Source organism: Sphingobacterium hungaricum (genome assembly GCF_015210005.1).
GTDB classification, from domain to species: Bacteria; Bacteroidota; Bacteroidia; order Sphingobacteriales; family Sphingobacteriaceae; genus Sphingobacterium; species Sphingobacterium hungaricum.
This window is the reverse complement of sequence record NZ_MU158697.1, coordinates 328,551-345,534: the sequence shown is the minus strand read 5'-3', so window position 1 is coordinate 345,534 and position 16,984 is coordinate 328,551. Positions and strand designations below refer to the sequence as shown.

12 protein-coding genes are annotated in these 16,984 nt (G+C 39.3%); 10 read left to right on the top strand and 2 right to left on the bottom strand.

Annotated elements, in window-relative coordinates; translation table 11 throughout:
* The first annotated feature begins 2 nt into the window (after positions 1-2).
* Genes C4F49_RS01400 through flxY form a run of 4 tightly spaced genes read left to right on the top strand, consistent with a single transcriptional unit; the run spans position 3 to position 7,714 of the window.
* Positions 3-1,187 (top strand): DUF2062 domain-containing protein, encoded by a 1,185-nt coding sequence (locus C4F49_RS01400; protein ID WP_196934036.1) that lies wholly within the window; start codon positions 3-5, stop codon positions 1,185-1,187.
* Positions 1,187-4,852: a 1-acyl-sn-glycerol-3-phosphate acyltransferase gene (locus tag C4F49_RS01395; protein ID WP_196934035.1), complete on the top strand. Its 3,666-nt coding sequence runs from the start codon at positions 1,187-1,189 to the stop codon at positions 4,850-4,852. The genes C4F49_RS01400 and C4F49_RS01395 overlap by 1 nt, the downstream gene beginning before the upstream one ends.
* On the top strand, positions 4,842-6,374 hold the full coding sequence (locus C4F49_RS01390; protein ID WP_196934034.1) for a phytoene desaturase family protein: 1,533 nt from the start codon (positions 4,842-4,844) through the stop codon (positions 6,372-6,374). The genes C4F49_RS01395 and C4F49_RS01390 overlap by 11 nt, the downstream gene beginning before the upstream one ends.
* A gap of 56 nt (positions 6,375-6,430) precedes the next feature.
* A complete protein-coding gene (flxY, locus tag C4F49_RS01385; protein WP_196934033.1) occupies positions 6,431-7,714 on the top strand; it encodes a flexirubin biosynthesis putative acyl-CoA ligase FlxY in 1,284 nt (427 codons plus the stop codon).
* 3 nt (positions 7,715-7,717) lie between these two features.
* Here the strand turns inward: flxY and C4F49_RS01380 are convergent, their stop codons facing one another.
* Complete coding sequence (locus tag C4F49_RS01380; RefSeq protein ID WP_196934032.1) at positions 7,718-10,600, bottom strand: DEAD/DEAH box helicase; 2,883 nt, start codon at positions 10,598-10,600, stop codon at positions 7,718-7,720.
* Between the two features lie 142 nt (positions 10,601-10,742).
* On the bottom strand, positions 10,743-11,522 hold the full coding sequence (dapF, locus tag C4F49_RS01375; RefSeq protein WP_196934031.1) for a diaminopimelate epimerase: 780 nt from the start codon (positions 11,520-11,522) through the stop codon (positions 10,743-10,745).
* Between the two features lie 196 nt (positions 11,523-11,718).
* On the opposite strand from dapF, the gene C4F49_RS01370 reads away from it, so the two are divergent.
* The 6 genes from C4F49_RS01370 (at position 11,719) to C4F49_RS01345 (ending at position 16,970) form a co-directional block, all read left to right on the top strand.
* Positions 11,719-13,278, top strand: a complete 1,560-nt coding sequence (locus C4F49_RS01370) for a Do family serine endopeptidase (protein WP_196934030.1) — start codon at positions 11,719-11,721, stop codon at positions 13,276-13,278.
* 73 nt (positions 13,279-13,351) lie between these two features.
* Entirely contained in the window at positions 13,352-13,786 is a 435-nt protein-coding gene (locus C4F49_RS01365) for a low molecular weight protein-tyrosine-phosphatase (protein WP_196934029.1), read from the top strand.
* Positions 13,787-13,821: 35 nt separating this feature from the next.
* Positions 13,822-14,169: a hypothetical protein gene (locus C4F49_RS01360; protein WP_196934028.1), complete on the top strand. Its 348-nt coding sequence runs from the start codon at positions 13,822-13,824 to the stop codon at positions 14,167-14,169.
* Positions 14,170-14,173: 4 nt separating this feature from the next.
* Complete coding sequence (locus C4F49_RS01355) at positions 14,174-14,938, top strand: peptidylprolyl isomerase (protein ID WP_196934027.1); 765 nt, start codon at positions 14,174-14,176, stop codon at positions 14,936-14,938.
* Complete coding sequence (locus C4F49_RS01350) at positions 14,938-15,702, top strand: exodeoxyribonuclease III (protein WP_196934026.1); 765 nt, start codon at positions 14,938-14,940, stop codon at positions 15,700-15,702. The genes C4F49_RS01355 and C4F49_RS01350 overlap by 1 nt, the downstream gene beginning before the upstream one ends.
* Before the next feature lie 80 nt (positions 15,703-15,782).
* Complete coding sequence (locus C4F49_RS01345) at positions 15,783-16,970, top strand: C1 family peptidase (RefSeq protein ID WP_196934025.1); 1,188 nt, start codon at positions 15,783-15,785, stop codon at positions 16,968-16,970.
* Positions 16,971-16,984: the final 14 nt, after the last annotated feature.

Here is a 16,984-nt window from a genome sequence, read left to right as displayed (position 1 = left end):
TAATGATTTCGCAACACATCATCGATTCGCTTGCTCGGTTGAATGTCGTGATTATTATTCCTACTTATAATAATCATAAGACGTTGAACAGGGTAATTGATAATGTCTTGCCTTATCAGACTCCAGTGATTGTTGTCAATGACGGCTCAACGGATTCAACGAGCGCTATTCTTAAAAATTACGGAAATCGGCTGAAGGTTATTTCTTTTGCTAGAAACCAAGGAAAGGGAATGGCTTTGCGGGCTGGTTTTGCTGAAGCAAAGAAATTGGGTTTTGGGTACGCCATCACCATCGATTCCGATGGACAGCATTATCCAAGCGATATTCCAGTTTTCGTTGAAGAATTGGAGAAAGCGAAACACCCTATTTTGTTGATTGGAAGCCGGAACATGACACATGATTCGGTCCCCAAGAAAAGCAGTTTTGGCAATCGTTTTTCTAATTTTTGGTTCTGGTTTGAGACCGGAATTAAATTAACGGACACGCAGTCCGGTTTTCGTGCTTACCCATTGCGAAGCATTCCCAATAAATTTTACACAAAGAAGTTCGAATTTGAAATTGAAGTCATTGTTCGCACTGCCTGGAATGGGGTAGAAGTGAAAAATGTTCCTATTCAAGTTTTATACGACCCTAATGAGCGGGTTTCACATTTTCGTCCGTTCAAAGATTTCACACGGATTAGCATACTAAATACAGTCCTAGTTTTCCTGACATTTTTCTACATTCTGCCAAGGAATTTTTTTAGAAGTTTCAAAAAAAAAAGCCTAGATAAGTTCGTTAAGGAAAATGTGTTCGGTTCGGAAGATTCTCCAGCAAAGAAAGCGACATCCATTGCGCTTGGTGTTTTTATGGGGATTGCCCCAGTTTGGGGATTTCAAACGGCATTAGTCATTACCTTGGCCGTTTTTCTGCGCTTGAATAAAGTGCTGGCTTTTGCTTTTTCGAACATCAGTTTGCCACCAATGATTCCATTTATTATTTATGCGTCATTGCTCGTTGGCGGGTTGGTTCTTCCTGCTGAAAGTACGTTTCATTGGAGACAGATTTCGTTTGAAACGATTCAGCTCCATTTGGTTCAATATGTTATTGGAAGTTTGGTTTTGGCCTTGTCAATGGCTCTATTAATCGGTTTTGGATGTTATGCATTTTTTAAAACGAAAGCCAATAACACAATTTCTGCGGACTAATGCATCTGTTTTTTTACCATATTTATCAATGGGTAGAACGTCATAAAGGACTGGCAATAGTCTTATCTATTTTATTCTTAGTTACCTGCGGTTTTTTAGCTTCAAAAATTAGGTTTGAAGAAGACATCACACAGCTAATTCCTAAAAATGAGCAAGCCGATTTAACGACAAAAGCCATTCAGCAAATTAATTTTGCGGACAAAATCACTGTTTTAATCAGTAAACAAGCTGAAGGAACATTAGACGATGCGGTTGCTTTAGCGCAAAGTTTTGTGGATTCGCTTGCTTCTGACACGGCATACATCAAGGCCATCGAAGGAGAGGTTTCTGCCAGCACGATTTCAGACTCCTATAATTTTATTTACCAGCATATCCCGATCTTCTTGGACTCCGCTGACTATTCGGCAATTGATTTGGAAATCACGCCTGAGGCCATTCGAAATCAAGTTGCGTCTAACTTCCGTTCTTTATCAACCGCTTCAAGCTTTGTTTCAAGCGAATTTATTCAAATTGACCCATTAGGCATTGGTTTTTTTGGATTGGAAAAATTGAAACAGCTTAACCTGGGCAATGAATATATCCTGTACAATGGTTTTGTTGCGACGAAAGATTCAGCTAATTTGCTCTTGTTTATTAATCCCACCTATCAAGGAGCAGAAACGGAACATAACGAACAATTTGTTGCTGACCTTTATCAAATTCAAGATTCATTAAATCATCAATTCAGTTCGAAAGCACAGATTTCTTCTTTTGGTTCTGCATTGGTCGCTGTCGCGAATGCCAAACAGATTAAGCATGATATTCTGACAACGGTCGCGATTTCGATGACGGTGCTGATGATTTTGTTGATTGTTTTCTACCGTCGCTTAATCGTCCCGATATTGGTTTTTATTCCGACCATTTTTGCTTCTCTATTCTCAATTGCCGTTCTGTATTTGTACAAGCCGGTTATTTCCGCTATTTCAATAAGTATCGGCGCGGTCTTGATTGGGATTACGATTGATTATGCCTTGCATGTGCTGACGCATTATAAGAAGAATGAAGATGTAAAAACGCTGTATAAAGAATTGACGAAGCCCATATTAATGTCTGGGGCAACTACTGCTGTGGCTTTTCTATGTTTGCTGTTCGTACATTCTGAAGCCTTGATTGATTTAGGTATTTTCGCTTCCCTGTGTGTGTTCTCGTCAGCAGTTTTTACCTTGCTGTTGATTCCACATTTATACAAACCCAAAGAAAATCTGGGTTACAATACATTGCTTGACAAAGTTGCCAAATTTCCGTTCGAAAGAAGCAAAATTTTGATTGCAATCTGTTTAATTTTGATTGCAATCAGCGTGTTTACAAGTTCGAAAGTTACGTTCAATAATGATTTGGCAAACCTGAATTTTATTCCAGAACCGTTAAAGCAGGTTGAAAATCGGTTGGATAAAATCACCAACAGCCAAGCGAAATCCATTTATGTGATTGCCAGTGGCAATTCATTTGAAGAAGCTCTGTTGAATAATGGCAAAGCCAATGTTATTCTAAATCGTGCAAAATCAGATGGGTTAATTTTGGATTTTGCAGGAATTCAGCAACTTCTTAAAACGGAACAACAGCAGAAGGAAGATTTTCAGACTTGGAGAAATTATTGGAATGAGGAGCGTCAAATTGAAGTAAAGCAGAATTTACAGCGGGAAACGGCAAAATATGGCTTTAGTCCAGATGCGCATCAGTCATTTTATGATTTGATGCAAACTGATTTTAATCCTGCTTCACTAGCGGAAATGCAAGCCATTCCAACATTAGGAATCGATAACATGGTCAGCGAAAAAGATGGTTTTTATACCATTTCGACACTAGTCAAACTAGATGAATCGAATCGCACAGCGTTTGTCGAAGCATTTGCTGGTGAGAAAGATATACTAACCATCGACCGGAAACAGCTAAGCGAGACGTATCTCGGAAAGTTGCGCGATGATTTCAATAGCTTGGTCAGTTATTCGTTTATCGCAGTCTTAGCTATTTTATGGCTGTTTTTCAGACGGATTGAATTGGTTTTGCTGAGCGCGATTCCGATTGGTTTGACAGGTTTGGTTACGGCCGGTTTGATGGGCTTATTTGGTCTTCAGTTCAATATTTTTAGCGCGATTGTCTGCACACTAGTTTTTGGCCATGGCGTTGACTTTAGCATTTTTATGACGACTGCTTTGCAGAAGCAATATTCGACCGGAAAAGATGAGTTGCAGACTTATCGGACCTCAATTTTGCTGGCGGTTCTGACCACAGTTTTGGCGATTGGCGCATTGATTTTTGCGAAGCACCCAGCGCTGATTTCGATTTCAACGGTTTCACTAATTGGGGTGTTTTCTGCCGTATTGATTACGTTCGTTTTTTATCCGATTTTATTTCGTTTTTTCATCAGCAATCGAGCGAAAAAAGGCCGTTCTCCATTTACGATATTCATTTTAGTTTTCTCCATTTTATTGTTTCTTTATTATGGATTGGGATGCTTGCTGGTTTCCTTTTACGGAAGAATTGTCTTAAAGCTAATTCCGATGAATTCGGTAAAGCGAGATTTGCGATTTAGAAGAGCGATGGCTTCGTTTATGAAAACGGTATTGTATTTCCATCCGCTAACGACAAACAAAACCTTGAACCCTTACGGCGAAACATTTGAAAAGCCGGCAATTGTTATTGGGAATCATAGTTCCTTTTTGGATACCTTGAGCATGGGCATGTTGGTTCCAAAAGCGATTTATTTGGTCAATGATTGGGTTTGGAAATCGCCTATTTTTGGAAAAGCGGTGCAAGCATTGGGATTTTATCCAGTGAGCCAGGGTTTGGAAGATGGGCTGGGCGATTTGGAAGAGAAAATCAAGCAAGGTTATAATTTGGTGATTTTCCCTGAAGGAACGCGTTCTTATGATAATTTGGTGAAGCGATTCCATAAAGGAGCTTTTTTCTTGTCAGAAAAATTGCAGGTGGATATTCTTCCGATTTATCTGCATGGCAATGGCGATGTGTTGCCCAAAGGTGATTTTATGATTTTCAAAGGGAATTTGACACCAGTCATCGGTGAACGCATTCCGGCAGGTTCTACAACTTTTGGAGATACATACACTGAAAAAACTAAGCAAATAGCAAAATATTTCAAGACTCAATTTACCTATTGGCGAAGCCAATTGGAAGACGAAGATTACTTTATCCGGAAACTGAATTTGGCGTATCTGTATAAAGATGATGAAATTGTTGCTTCGGTGAAACAGCATTTGAAGGTGAATAAGCGCACGTATTTTAAGCTTAATTCATTTCTGAAAGAAGATGAAACCATTAGCCATCTGAGCAATGATTATGGGGAATTGGATTTTCTGCTTTCCCTGCAAAGCGGTTATCGGAAAATTTATTCTTTCATCGAACCCATTGATAGGCGTCAAGTTGCACAAAGTATTTATTATACCCATTTGAGGAAGGTTTTCTTTCCCGATTCAATTTATGAGCAGGGAGTTTTGTTGATTTCGAAAAGTCTTTCGGAACAGGATTTGTTGCAGATAAATTTTAAAAACTATTCAAAAATCATTACTATTAATCCATCAAATGATTTGAATTTTCTTAGCGAAAATGGATTCATTCTGGCAAGAAAAGAAGATGGAATAGAAATCTATGAATTGAATGCAGGCTAATACTCAGAAATTCGATGTAATCGTCATTGGAAGCGGTCTAGGCGGACTGGTTTCTGCATTGATTATGGCCAAAGAGGGCATTAAAGTCTGTGTGCTGGAAAAAAATAATCAGTTTGGCGGAAATCTTCAGACCTTCTCAAGAAATAAAAAGATTTTTGATACCGGCGTTCATTACCTACCATCCCTTGCGGAAGGGCAAATCCTGAATCAATATTTTAGCTATTTAGACATTCAAAATGCATTGAAATTAAAGCGAATGCCTTTGGTTTTTGATGTGGTTGAATTTGAAAGTGATTCGAATAGTTATCCCCACGCACAAGAGAAAAAGCATTTTGTCAAAGAATTAGGCCAATATTTTCCCGAAGAAATAAAAGCGCTGGAAAAATATGTGCTGGATTTGGAAAAAACCTGCCGGAATTTTCCGCTCTATCATTTATCCAAGGAAAATAAAAATCAGGATGATTTGATGCATCTGACTGTAGAAGAATATTTCGATGGTTTGACAAAAAATGAGAAGCTTAAAGCCGTGTTGATTGGCTCCAATTTTCTCTATGCGGGAAAAGGAAACCAAACGCCATTTTATGTGCATGCTTTAGCCATCAATGCCTATTTGCAAAGCGCGTATAAATGTGTGCTAGGCGGAAGTCAGCTAACAAAGGCATTGATAAGAGAACTGAAAAAACATGAGGCCGTTGTTCTGAAACAGCAGGAGGTCGAAAAATATGTTGTGGAGATTGACCAGCTGACATCCATCGAAACCAAAGATGGCCAGCGGTATACAGCCGATATGTTTATTTCGAATATCGACCCAAAACAACTGCTAAAAAATATAGGCGCTCAACATTTCAGAAAATCATACTACACACGCGTTCAGGAAATGCCGGTTACGGTTTCATCATTTAGCGTGCATGCAATTCTAAAACCGGGTAGCATTGAATACATTCCGCATAATGTTTTTCATCATCAAGATGAAAAATCGGTGTGGAATGCGACAGATTATTCTGCTTCGCAATGGCCTCCGATGTACATGCTTTCGATGACTGAAGACCCTAAAAATTTGGGCTTCGCCGAATCATTGACACTGCTTACCTATATGAAATTTGAGGAAGTGGAAGAATGGGCCGGAACAAAAAATACGGTTTTGGCAAAACATAATCGGAGCAATGATTACCAGCAATTTAAACAACAGAAAATCGATGCCTGCATCCATAAATTGGCAAGTCGGATTCCGAACCTGAAAGAGAATATTGAAGCGACTTACGCTTCGACGCCTTTGTCTTACCGAGATTATATCGGCGTGCATCGCGGAAATATTTACGGGCATGTGAAGGATGCTCAAAATCCTTTGCTTTCGTTTATTTCTCCGAAAACCAAAATCAAAAATCTGTACCTCACTGGTCAAGGCGTCAATATGCACGGGATTTTGGGCGTAACAATTGGCGCTGTCGCTACTTGCTCGGAAATTTTAGGAAAAGATTATTTAATCGACAAAATTAAATCAGAAATCACGAATAAATCTTAATTTGCAGTCTGCTTAAGCTTTTTTGCAAAGCTGAAAGGAAGACATAATTTAAGATGATGGAAATAGAATACAAATCGGCGCAGGAAATTAAAACTTTTCAAGAAACCTTATTGAAAGACCAGCTTGCTTATCTAGCCATCCATTCTCCCTACTACAAAAGATTGTTTAAAAAATATGAAATCAATCCTTCAGCGATCAAGACGATTGAGGATTTACGATTTCTGCCAACAACATCAAAAAATGATTTGCAGCAGTACAATGATGATTTTTTCTGTGTACCGAAGTCTGAGATTATTGATTATTGCACGACATCAGGAACATTAGGTTCGCCGGTTACATTCGGTTTGACAGACAAAGATTTGGAACGATTGGCATACAATGAAATGTGTTCATTTGAAAAAATTGGCGTGCAGAAGGATGATCTTGTACAGCTAATGACTACGATTGACCGACGATTCATGGCTGGTTTGGCATATTTTCTAGGCTTGCGCAAGATTGGCGCTGGGATTCTACGCGTGGGTTCAGGAATTCCAGAAATGCAGTGGGATTCCATTCTAAAATATAAACCGAAGTTTGTGATTGCGGTTCCTTCATTTTTATTGAAACTGATTGAATATGCCGAAAAGAACAACATCGATTACCGAAATTCAAGCGTTCAAAAAGTTTTGTGCATTGGAGAATCGTTGAACGATGTCGATTTCAATCAGACCATTTTAACCAAACGCATTTTAGAAAAATGGCCACTGGAATTGTATTCGACCTACGCTTCTACAGAAATGGGCGCAGCGTTTACCGAATGTGCCTCTCGAAAAGGCGGGCATGTGCAACCCGATTTGATTATTACCGAAATACTGGATGAGGAAGAGCGTCCTGTCGCCGACGGCCAAAGTGGCGAACTGGTGATTACCAATTTGGGTTTGGAAGGCATTCCCCTATTGCGTTTTAAAACTGGCGACATTGTTCGGAAACATGTAGACGCTTGTGCCTGCGGTCGTCATACCTATCGAATTGGTGCGGTCGAAGGCCGAAAACAGCACATGGTGAAATACAAGGGAACGACTCTGTATCCGCCGGCGATGCATGATTTGCTGGCTGGTTTCCCTGAAATCGAACAGCATTTAATTGAGATTTCGAGTAATGACATAGGAACGGACGAAATTGTTATTTTCATTGCTTCCAACAATCGTTCGGATGAATTCCTACAGCATATCAAAGACCATTTCCGTGCGAAGCTACGTGTTGCGCCACGCATTGAATGGAAAGATTTGGAGGAACTGCAGAAAATTGTGTTTAATCCCTTGAGCCGAAAACCGATTACTTTTCTAGATAGGAGAGACTAGGTTTTAGTTTAACAATTCCTTGATGTCGTCTTGAGAAAGTGATTTGATAAAGCTTTCTTCGGTCGTGATTAATGATGTCGCTAGTTTTTTCTTTTTATTCTGCAAAGCCAAGATTTTTTCTTCGACCGTATCTTTACTGATGAATTTGTAAATAAAGACATTGCGTGTCTGCCCGATTCGATGCGTACGGTCAATCGCTTGCTGTTCGACTGCCGGATTCCACCAAGGGTCAAGAATGAACACATAATCAGCTTCCGTTAAATTAAGTCCAACACCACCTGCTTTAATTGAAATCAAAAACACTTTGGTGTTTTCGTTTTCCTTGAATTCCCTTACTGCTTCCGCTCTGTCTTTTGTTCCGCCATCAAGATAGGCATAGTCGATGTTATTTTTCTCAAAGTGCGTTCTGAATAAACTTAAGTGTTTCACGAATTGCGAAAAAATCAACACTTTATTTCCTTCTAAGGAGATGGATTCAAGCATTTCGAGCACGGCTTCAAATTTTCCTGAGCCATCTGAATAATCTGTGTCGGTCATTTTCGGATGATTCGCCAGCTGGCGCAATTTTGTCAAACCTTGCAATAAGGCAATTGATTTATTGCCACCTTCCAATTGCAACGCACCTTGCAACAAAGCGTTTCTGTATTCCGATTTTGTGCTTTCGTAAATTTCAGCCTGTTCTTCGCTCATTTCGCAAAAAACAGTTTGTTCTGTTTTTGGAGGGAGTTCTGTAGCAACTTGGTTTTTCGTTCTCCGCAACACAAATGGCTTGATTAACGCTTGCAGTTTTCGAGCCTTATCTTCATCTTTTTTCTTCTCAATCGGAATCACGAATTCTTTCTGAAAAAAAGAATAACCACCCAACAATCCAGGGTTTGTAAAATGCATTTGAGACCAAATATCTGCTACTGAATTTTCTATAGGCGTACCGCTCAACGCTAATTTATGTTTGCTCTTCAGCGTTTTAATCGCTTTGAATGATTTAGATGTCGGATTTTTGATATTCTGGCTTTCGTCCAAAATAATGTAATTGAAATAGAATTTGCTCAGCAATTCCTCGTCGCTACGGACAATTCCATAGGTCGTAATCACGACATCGAAATGGCTCAATGCGAAAGGGTCTTTTGAACGATTATTTCCCGTATGTTGCAACACACGAAGTTTTGGCGCGAATTTTTCCGCTTCCTTTTGCCAGTTGTACACCAGCGAAGTCGGGAGAATCAGCAGGGAAGTTTTAGCGGAGTCAGTTCCGTTCAAATCTTCTTTTTGCTTTTGCAACAAAGCCAGCGTTTGCACTGTCTTTCCCAAACCCATATCATCAGCAAGACAGCCACCAAATTTGTACTGTTGCAAGAAATGGAACCAATTGTATCCAGCTTGCTGATAAGGCCTTAAATTGCCTTTGAAATGCACAGGAGTTTGAATGTCTTCAATAAATTCAAAATCGCTAAGCTTTTCCAGCTTCCTGCTTATCGTTAGCGCATTGTGTTCGCTGATTTCATGCAACAAGCCAATATGTGCCTTAATCAGTTGCAATGAATCTTTCTTTAATGAGAAATGAAATAAATGCTGGTATTGGGCAAACCATTCTTCGGGGATGATGGCTATTTCTCCGTTCGGAAGAACAAATTCTTTAATTTGGTTAAGAATATGATGACGCAACGAAATAAAAGGAATTTCATAAGGTCCAAATCGCGCGACCGCTTTGACATCAAACCAATCATTTCCTTCTTCAACTTCAATTTCTAAACTCGTTTTGCCAATCAAAAATGTTTTCTCGCCATCACTTTGAGTAATAAGAAACCCATTGTTTTTCAGTTCTTCTTCATGATGATTTAACCATTCAAAAATGCTTTTTACATGTTCGCGTTTCTTAGGGATGAAGTGGCCAAACAGATTATCTTTTTTCTCTAAGCCCAGCTCTTCCAAGTAGGTGATTTGATTTCCTTCCCAAGTCAGCGAACGCTTGATGCGATGAAAAATATAACTATCATCTGCCTCATCATGTGTCAGTCGCACGGTCACTTTATTTTGTGTTCCTGCAGAAAACGTATACGAGCCATACATAAACTGCAATTGCACTTGAGATTCCCCATTTTCAATGTATTGAAGATTCAAAACTGGAATTGCATTTTCTTTGTGCGTCGTGATATCAAAACCTTCCGCATACACATTGTGCTTTTCGATAAGCCCAGTGACAAATGTTTGAAAGTATTTTTTTTCCGTATTTCTTGGAACGGCAATAAATCGTTTGTTCAGAAATGGAGATAATTTTTTCCCTTCTAATTTTTCATCAAAATGATAGAGCACATTGTCCAACAAAAGCCAAGCTTGCTCATTGATGACCACCTGCGCATTTTTGAACATAAATTCCATGCGATGTCCGTCATATTTTAATGTTGGAAAATAGCGCGTCTCTTCGTCATTTCTTCTAAAATGAAAAAGAATGGATGTTGGTTGCGTAGCAATGCTAATGCGCTGTTCGGCTGGGTAACCATCTTTGCTCATCAGAAACAAAGGCTTGTTGCCGATGCGGTCCAAAACCTTTATCATTTTGTTTTCTAGGCGAGGCCGAATGTAACTTGCTAATTTGGCATCAAAATGCTTGGCGAAAAAATCTGCTGGACGAATTGCTTTTTTGTAATAGCGCTTGATGACTTGTGTCTGTTCAATTTCATCCAGAAGCTTAATCAATTCCAAATCAGTTGCATCAAGCGCCGATTTATATTCTTCCAATGTATTGCTAAAAATACGCTTGTAGGATAGCGAATAAGAGCCGTTGTTATTTAATTGCACAATATGCGGTTCAATAAGAAATCCCAAATACGGATGTTCTCCTAAGGAATACACTAAACCATAAGGCATTGATGTGTCAATTTGTTGCATGAATTATTTTTTGCGACTTATATTAAAAAAGGTTTCTAATATAAGTTAAATATTAATGAATCGGAAATGATAAGAATCAATACTTCTGATCTGCGGTTAATATTTGGGAGAGCCCAAAAGGTAGAAGTAAATAGCTGGCGAATTAAATTTCGCCGTTAAAAACAAATTTCGCCGGTCCTTTTAAGAACACGTTCGTGAATTGCGAATCTTCCTTCTGAAAGGAAACGCTCAGATTTCCTCCCAACACACGGATTGGGATTTCAATAGCTCCTTCTAAATTGTCTTCGATAGCAATCGCCATCGCGGCAGCGGTCACACCCGTTCCACAAGCTAAAGTTTCATCTTCGACACCGCGCTCGAACGTGCGTACAAAATAATGATTGGCTTCTTTCTCAACAAAATTGACATTGATTCCCTGCTCTTCGTAGGTGTCGTTGTTTCGAATCGAATACCCTTCTTGATACACATCCAATTCTGCCAAATCATTAACGAAAGTCACATAATGAGGCGAACCCGTATTGATAACGTATGCGTGTTCATCTCTATCAATTTGATTGACATCAATCATTTGCAGATTCACGATTTCGGATTCGATGGATGCATGATGTTTTCCGTCCACTGCCAAAAAGACAGTTTCTTCGCCGATTAAGCCTAAGTCCTTCGCAAATGCAACAATGCAACGCCCGCCATTGCCACACATGCTTCCTTCTCGGCCATCTGCATTGTAGTATACCATTTCGAAATCAAAATTTTTATTATCTTGAAGTAGCATCAAACCGTCTGCACCAATCCCGAATTTTCTGTCGCATAAATTTTTCACCAAATTCTCGTTTGAACGCTCGAATTTTCCATTTCTATTGTCAATTAATATAAAGTCATTCCCTGCGCCCTGGTATTTTGAAAAATTTATTTTTTCACTCATTTTCTTTTAAAATTGAAACTTATTTAATATTCTTGTTACAAACAAAGGCTCGCTTTGTTAAATCTTGTTAAATAGCGAAGTTAAGTCTTTTACTTAACATTTTTTAACTGACAAAACTTGCATTCAGTAGGGATATGGTACTACATTTGAATACATACTTTTAACAAAATTATATAAATTAACAGCAATTAAAAATATGAATAAAATAACTGGTACATTATTAACGGCTGTCTTAGGAGGAGCTATCGCTTTAGGCGGTTATAAATTCTTCGAAAGTAAACAAATGGATAGCATGTCTTTCGAAGAAAGACAAAAAGTTTATTACGCAAACAATCCAGGTGCGGAAATTTTATCTTCTACGGGAAATCCTGATTTTACACAAGCCGCAGCATCGGTTTCACCTGCTGTCGTACATATAAAAGTCACGATGAGCGCACGTTCGTCACAAGGTCGCGGAGGTTCGGGTTCTCCATTCGATATGTTTGAGGAATTCTTCGGAATGCCACAGCAAAATCAGCGACGTGCACAGCCTCGTCAAGCGCAAGCCTCTGGTTCGGGGGTAATTATTTCTCCGGAAGGATATATTGCAACAAATAACCACGTCGTGGAAGACGCAGATAAGATTGAAGTACAATTGACCGACAACCGCACGTTCGAGGCGAAAGTAATCGGTAAAGACCCAAATACCGATTTGGCTTTATTGAAAATTACAGCTAAAGATTTGCCTATCGTAAAATTGGGAAATTCGGATGACGTGCAAATCGGTGAGTGGGTTTTAGCAGTAGGATATCCATTAAGTCTTCAATCGACCGTGACGGCGGGGATTGTAAGTGCAAAAGGTCGTCAGATTGGTATTTTAGGTGAATCTAGAGGGCAACAGCAAAATCCATTTGGATATGGCGAGCCTGAAGAAATACCGGTAAATACAGCTATCGAGTCATTTATCCAAACAGATGCGGTAATTAACAAAGGAAATAGCGGCGGTGCTTTAGTCAATGCTCGCGGTGAACTAATCGGTATCAATTCAGCAATCGCATCTCCGACCGGAACCTATGCAGGTTATGGTTTTGCAATCCCGGTAAATCTGATGAAAAAAATCATGGATGATTTCGTTGAGTTTGGTTCGGTTAAGCGTGGATACATTGGAGTTACCTTTACAGAAATCAATAAGGCTTTTGCAGATGAAAAAGGAATTTCTGACATCAGTGGTCTATATGTTCAAGAAACCGTCAAAGGTGGAGCGGCAGAAGCAGCAGGTCTGAAAACTGGTGATGTGATTACTAAGATTGAAGGAAGGCCAATCTATTCTTCATCTGATTTGCAAGAACGCGTAGCTCGTTTGCGTCCTGGAGACAAAGTAAATTTGACTTACAAACGCGATGACAAAGAAAAGAATATCGCTATAACCCTGAAAGCGGAAGAAGAGAAAAAATCAGCTTCAGCAGAAGGGTCATCGAAAAGCGCAACAGAGATTTACAATAAACTGGGAGCAAGTTTTGTTCCTGCATCCGATGCTCGCAAAAAAGAGTTGGGTGTTAGTTCAGGAGTTGTTATTTCTCAAGTACATCGCGGTGGAATATTCGAATACTTTGGTGTAGAAAGAGGATTGGTGATAACGCAAGTGAACGGACAAGCCGTGAATAATGTGGATGATGTAGAAGCGGCTTTAGCGAAAACAAACCGAAACATTGTTAGCATCAAAGGCGTACGAGAAAAAGGAAGTACGTTTGAGTTCAATGTTCCGATTGAGTATTAATTGAATAATAAATTGTTTTTAAGGATATGGGCTTCAAGTTGGAGCCCATATTTTTTATTTTAAAAGAAGAAGCATGAAAATTTTGATGGTTTGCTTAGGCAATATCTGCCGTTCTCCATTAGCGCATGGCGTATTGCAGCATTTGGCAAATGAAAAGGGCTTAAATTGGGAAATCGATTCTGCGGGGACCGGTGATTGGCATGTGGGCCAAGCGCCTGACCGGCGCTCGATTGCTGTTGCAAAAAAGTATGGCGTGGACATTTCAAAACAGCAAGCGCAATTTTTTATTGCTGATTTTTTCGAAAAATACGACCATATCTTGGTCATGGACTCACAGAATTATGCCGATGTTTTGGCTTTGGCGAAAACGGAAGAACAAAAGAGGAAGGTCAAATTGTTTCTTTTGGATAATGCTGTGCCTGACCCTTATTATGATTCCAATTTATTTGAACCAGTTTACAGCATGATTGAGCGACGTTGTCAAGAACTTATTCACGAACTTGCCTGATTTCTGCATAGAAAATTATAGTATCTTTGTTCTCAATGAAAGCATCTGAAGTCAATAAAAAATGGGTAGAACTCCAAGGAGTTTTGGCAGAACAATTTGATATGGAAATGCCCGATATCAAGGTTGTCTTGTTTCTTATCGGGGTACAGGAATTGGGGAAAGGGCCACAGAAATTTTCGAAACGTGAGAAAGAAGAATTGATGCATATTGCCACTTGCCGTTTATTCAGCGCGATGGGTTTTTATGAATTGAAAGGCACAGACGAAGAAGGCTGGCCACATTGGGAATTGATAAAGCCCATTCCAAACTATACATTGTTAGAGCAAGAGCTCATTATGAAATCGCTGATCATTGATTATTTTCAAGAAGCCCAAGTTATTTAATTTTATGAATAAAAAAATTTATTTATCCATTGCTTATATCTTATTAAGCATTAGTTTATTTGCTCAAACTCCATCGCATTATTATATTCAAATCCACACCAATAAGGGTGATGCGCTATTGAAATTGTACAATGAAACGCCAAAGCACCGCGATAATTTTATGAAATTGGCCAAAGAAGGATATTTCGATTCGCTGTTGTTTCATCGCGTTATTGAAAATTTCATGATTCAAGGTGGCGACCCTGATTCGAGATTTGCTGCGGATAGGCAAGAGCTTGGAAACGGTGGTCCCGAATACAAAATTCCTTCCGAAATCCAGCCTCAATTAATTCATAAAAAAGGAACTATCGGCGCGGCGAGAGATGATAATCCGGAGAAAAAATCTTCTGGGTCTCAATTCTATTTTGTTCAAGGCCGTGTTTTTACGAACGCAGGTTTGGATTCTTTAGAACAGTTCCGTTTGAAAGGCGCAAAGCTTTCTGACCTACAGCGTTCGACCTATACAACTATTGGCGGTACACCGCATTTGGATGGAAATTATACCGTATTTGGTGAATTATTAAATGGCGTTGACATGATTGACGCTGTTGCAAAAGTGAAAACAGACGATCGTGACCGGCCGCTTGAAAATGTGCGCATGTCAATGCATCTGCTAACAAAAAGAGAAGCGATTAATTACGAAAGAGTACAAAATGGTTTAGAGCCAAAATTAGGTTTTTTTACCAAGCTTTTTGATTCTCTAAAATCACCTTATTACACGCTGCCTTAATGAAAATCATAACTTATAATGTGAATGGGTTGCGCGCAGCCTTGAAAAAGGGCTGGATAGATTGGTTGAAATCTGTAAATGCTGACGTGGTTTGTTTGCAAGAAATTAAAGCCACGCCTGATCAAATTCCCGAATTGATTTATCTGGAGCAGATGGGATATGAACTATACTGGTATCCTGCGCAGAAAAAAGGCTATAGCGGAACAGCGATTTTTACACGCATTACCCCTAAGCATGTAGAATATGGTTGCGGTCATGAATTATATGATTTTGAAGGCCGCATGATTCGCGCTGACTTTGATGATGTTTCTGTCATGAGCGCTTACTTTCCATCAGGAACGACAGGTGATGTCCGTCAGGATTTTAAATATAAATTTCTTGATGACTTTCAGTTGTATAGCGATGAATTGCTGAAAGAGAAGCCGAACCTGATTGTGACCGGAGATTTTAACATTTGCCATCGGGCAATCGATATTCATAATCCTAAATCGAATGCAAATTCATCCGGATTTTTGCCCGCGGAGCGCGAATGGATGGAGAATTTTATTAATTCTGGCTATATTGATTCATTTAGGCACCTGAATCCTGAACCTCATCACTATACTTGGTGGAGTTATCGTGCAGGAGCGCGTGCGAAGAACTTAGGTTGGCGGATTGACTACCAAATGGTTTCTAAATCTTTAGAAAGTAAAATAAAAAGCGCTTCAATTCTTCCTTTAGCGGTGCATTCTGACCATTGTCCTGTGGTTTTGGAGCTCGACTAGCACTTTTGCATTAAAATTATTACATAATGAAACGAGCTTTCGGGCGTAAAAGTTCTAAATTCGTTAAAAATTATAATTTTATGAATTGGAGTAAATCTCTTTACCTCGCTGCGGCTCTATTTACAGCGAGTTTTCACGCACAAGCGCAAGATAATTTAATCAACTCCCTGAAAGCAAATGTTAGCGATAACAGCAAAGAGGGATTTAAATTCACAGAAGTAATCAATCTCGGAAATACTTCTATAAAAGATCAAGGTTCATCCGGTACGTGTTGGGCATATTCAGGAAATTCATTCTTGGAATCTGAAATGATCCGCATGGGAAAACAACCTGTGGATATCTCACCGATTTTTACAGCTCGCAATACCTATTTAGAAAAAGCGGTGACCTATGTTCGTTTGCATGGCGACCAAGCGCAAGGCGACGGCGGACAATTACATGATGTGTTGACGATTTTCCGCAAGTATGGCGCTGTTCCAAAAGATGTGTATACTGGATTGAAACCGGGTCAAACGCGTAACAACTTTTCGGAAATGGGAAGTTTGCTTCAAGGCATGAACGAAACCATTGTGAAAAACAAAAAGTTGAGTCCTACTTGGAAAACAGCATTTGCTGCCGCAATGGATGCATATTTAGGAGAGGTTCCAGAATCCTTTACCTATGCTGGAAAAACGTATACACCAAGAACATTCGCGGACCAAGTTATTGGAATCAACCCCGATGATTATGTTGGAATTTCTTCTTTCGATGCGTACCCGTACCACAAGCCATTTGTTTTATTAATTCCTGATAACTGGTCATTTGAAAGTTTTCAAAATGTGGAGATTAATGAATTAACAGATGTCATTGATGAAGCGTTGAAGAATGGATATACAGTTGCTTGGGCAACGGACGTTTCTGAAAAGAATTTTAGCTGGAAGAATGGAGTTGCGTTTGTTCCTGAAAAGCCTTTTGAACAGTTGACAAAAGAAGAACAAGATAATCTATTCAACGGTCCAAAACCGGAAGCCAACATCACGCCACAACAAAGACAAGAGGCATTTGATGATTATTCAACAACGGATGACCATGGAATGCATATTGTAGGTTTGGTCAAAGACCAAAATGGCAAAGAGTATTACATTGTTAAAAATTCTTGGGGCGAATCCAATGATTATAAGGGATATATGTATGCTACCAAAGAATATGTTCGTTACAAAACAATCTCTTTACTAGTTCACAAAAATGCGTTAAAGCCTGCGTTAAAGAACAAGTTGAATATAAAATAAAATTAGATAGCTTT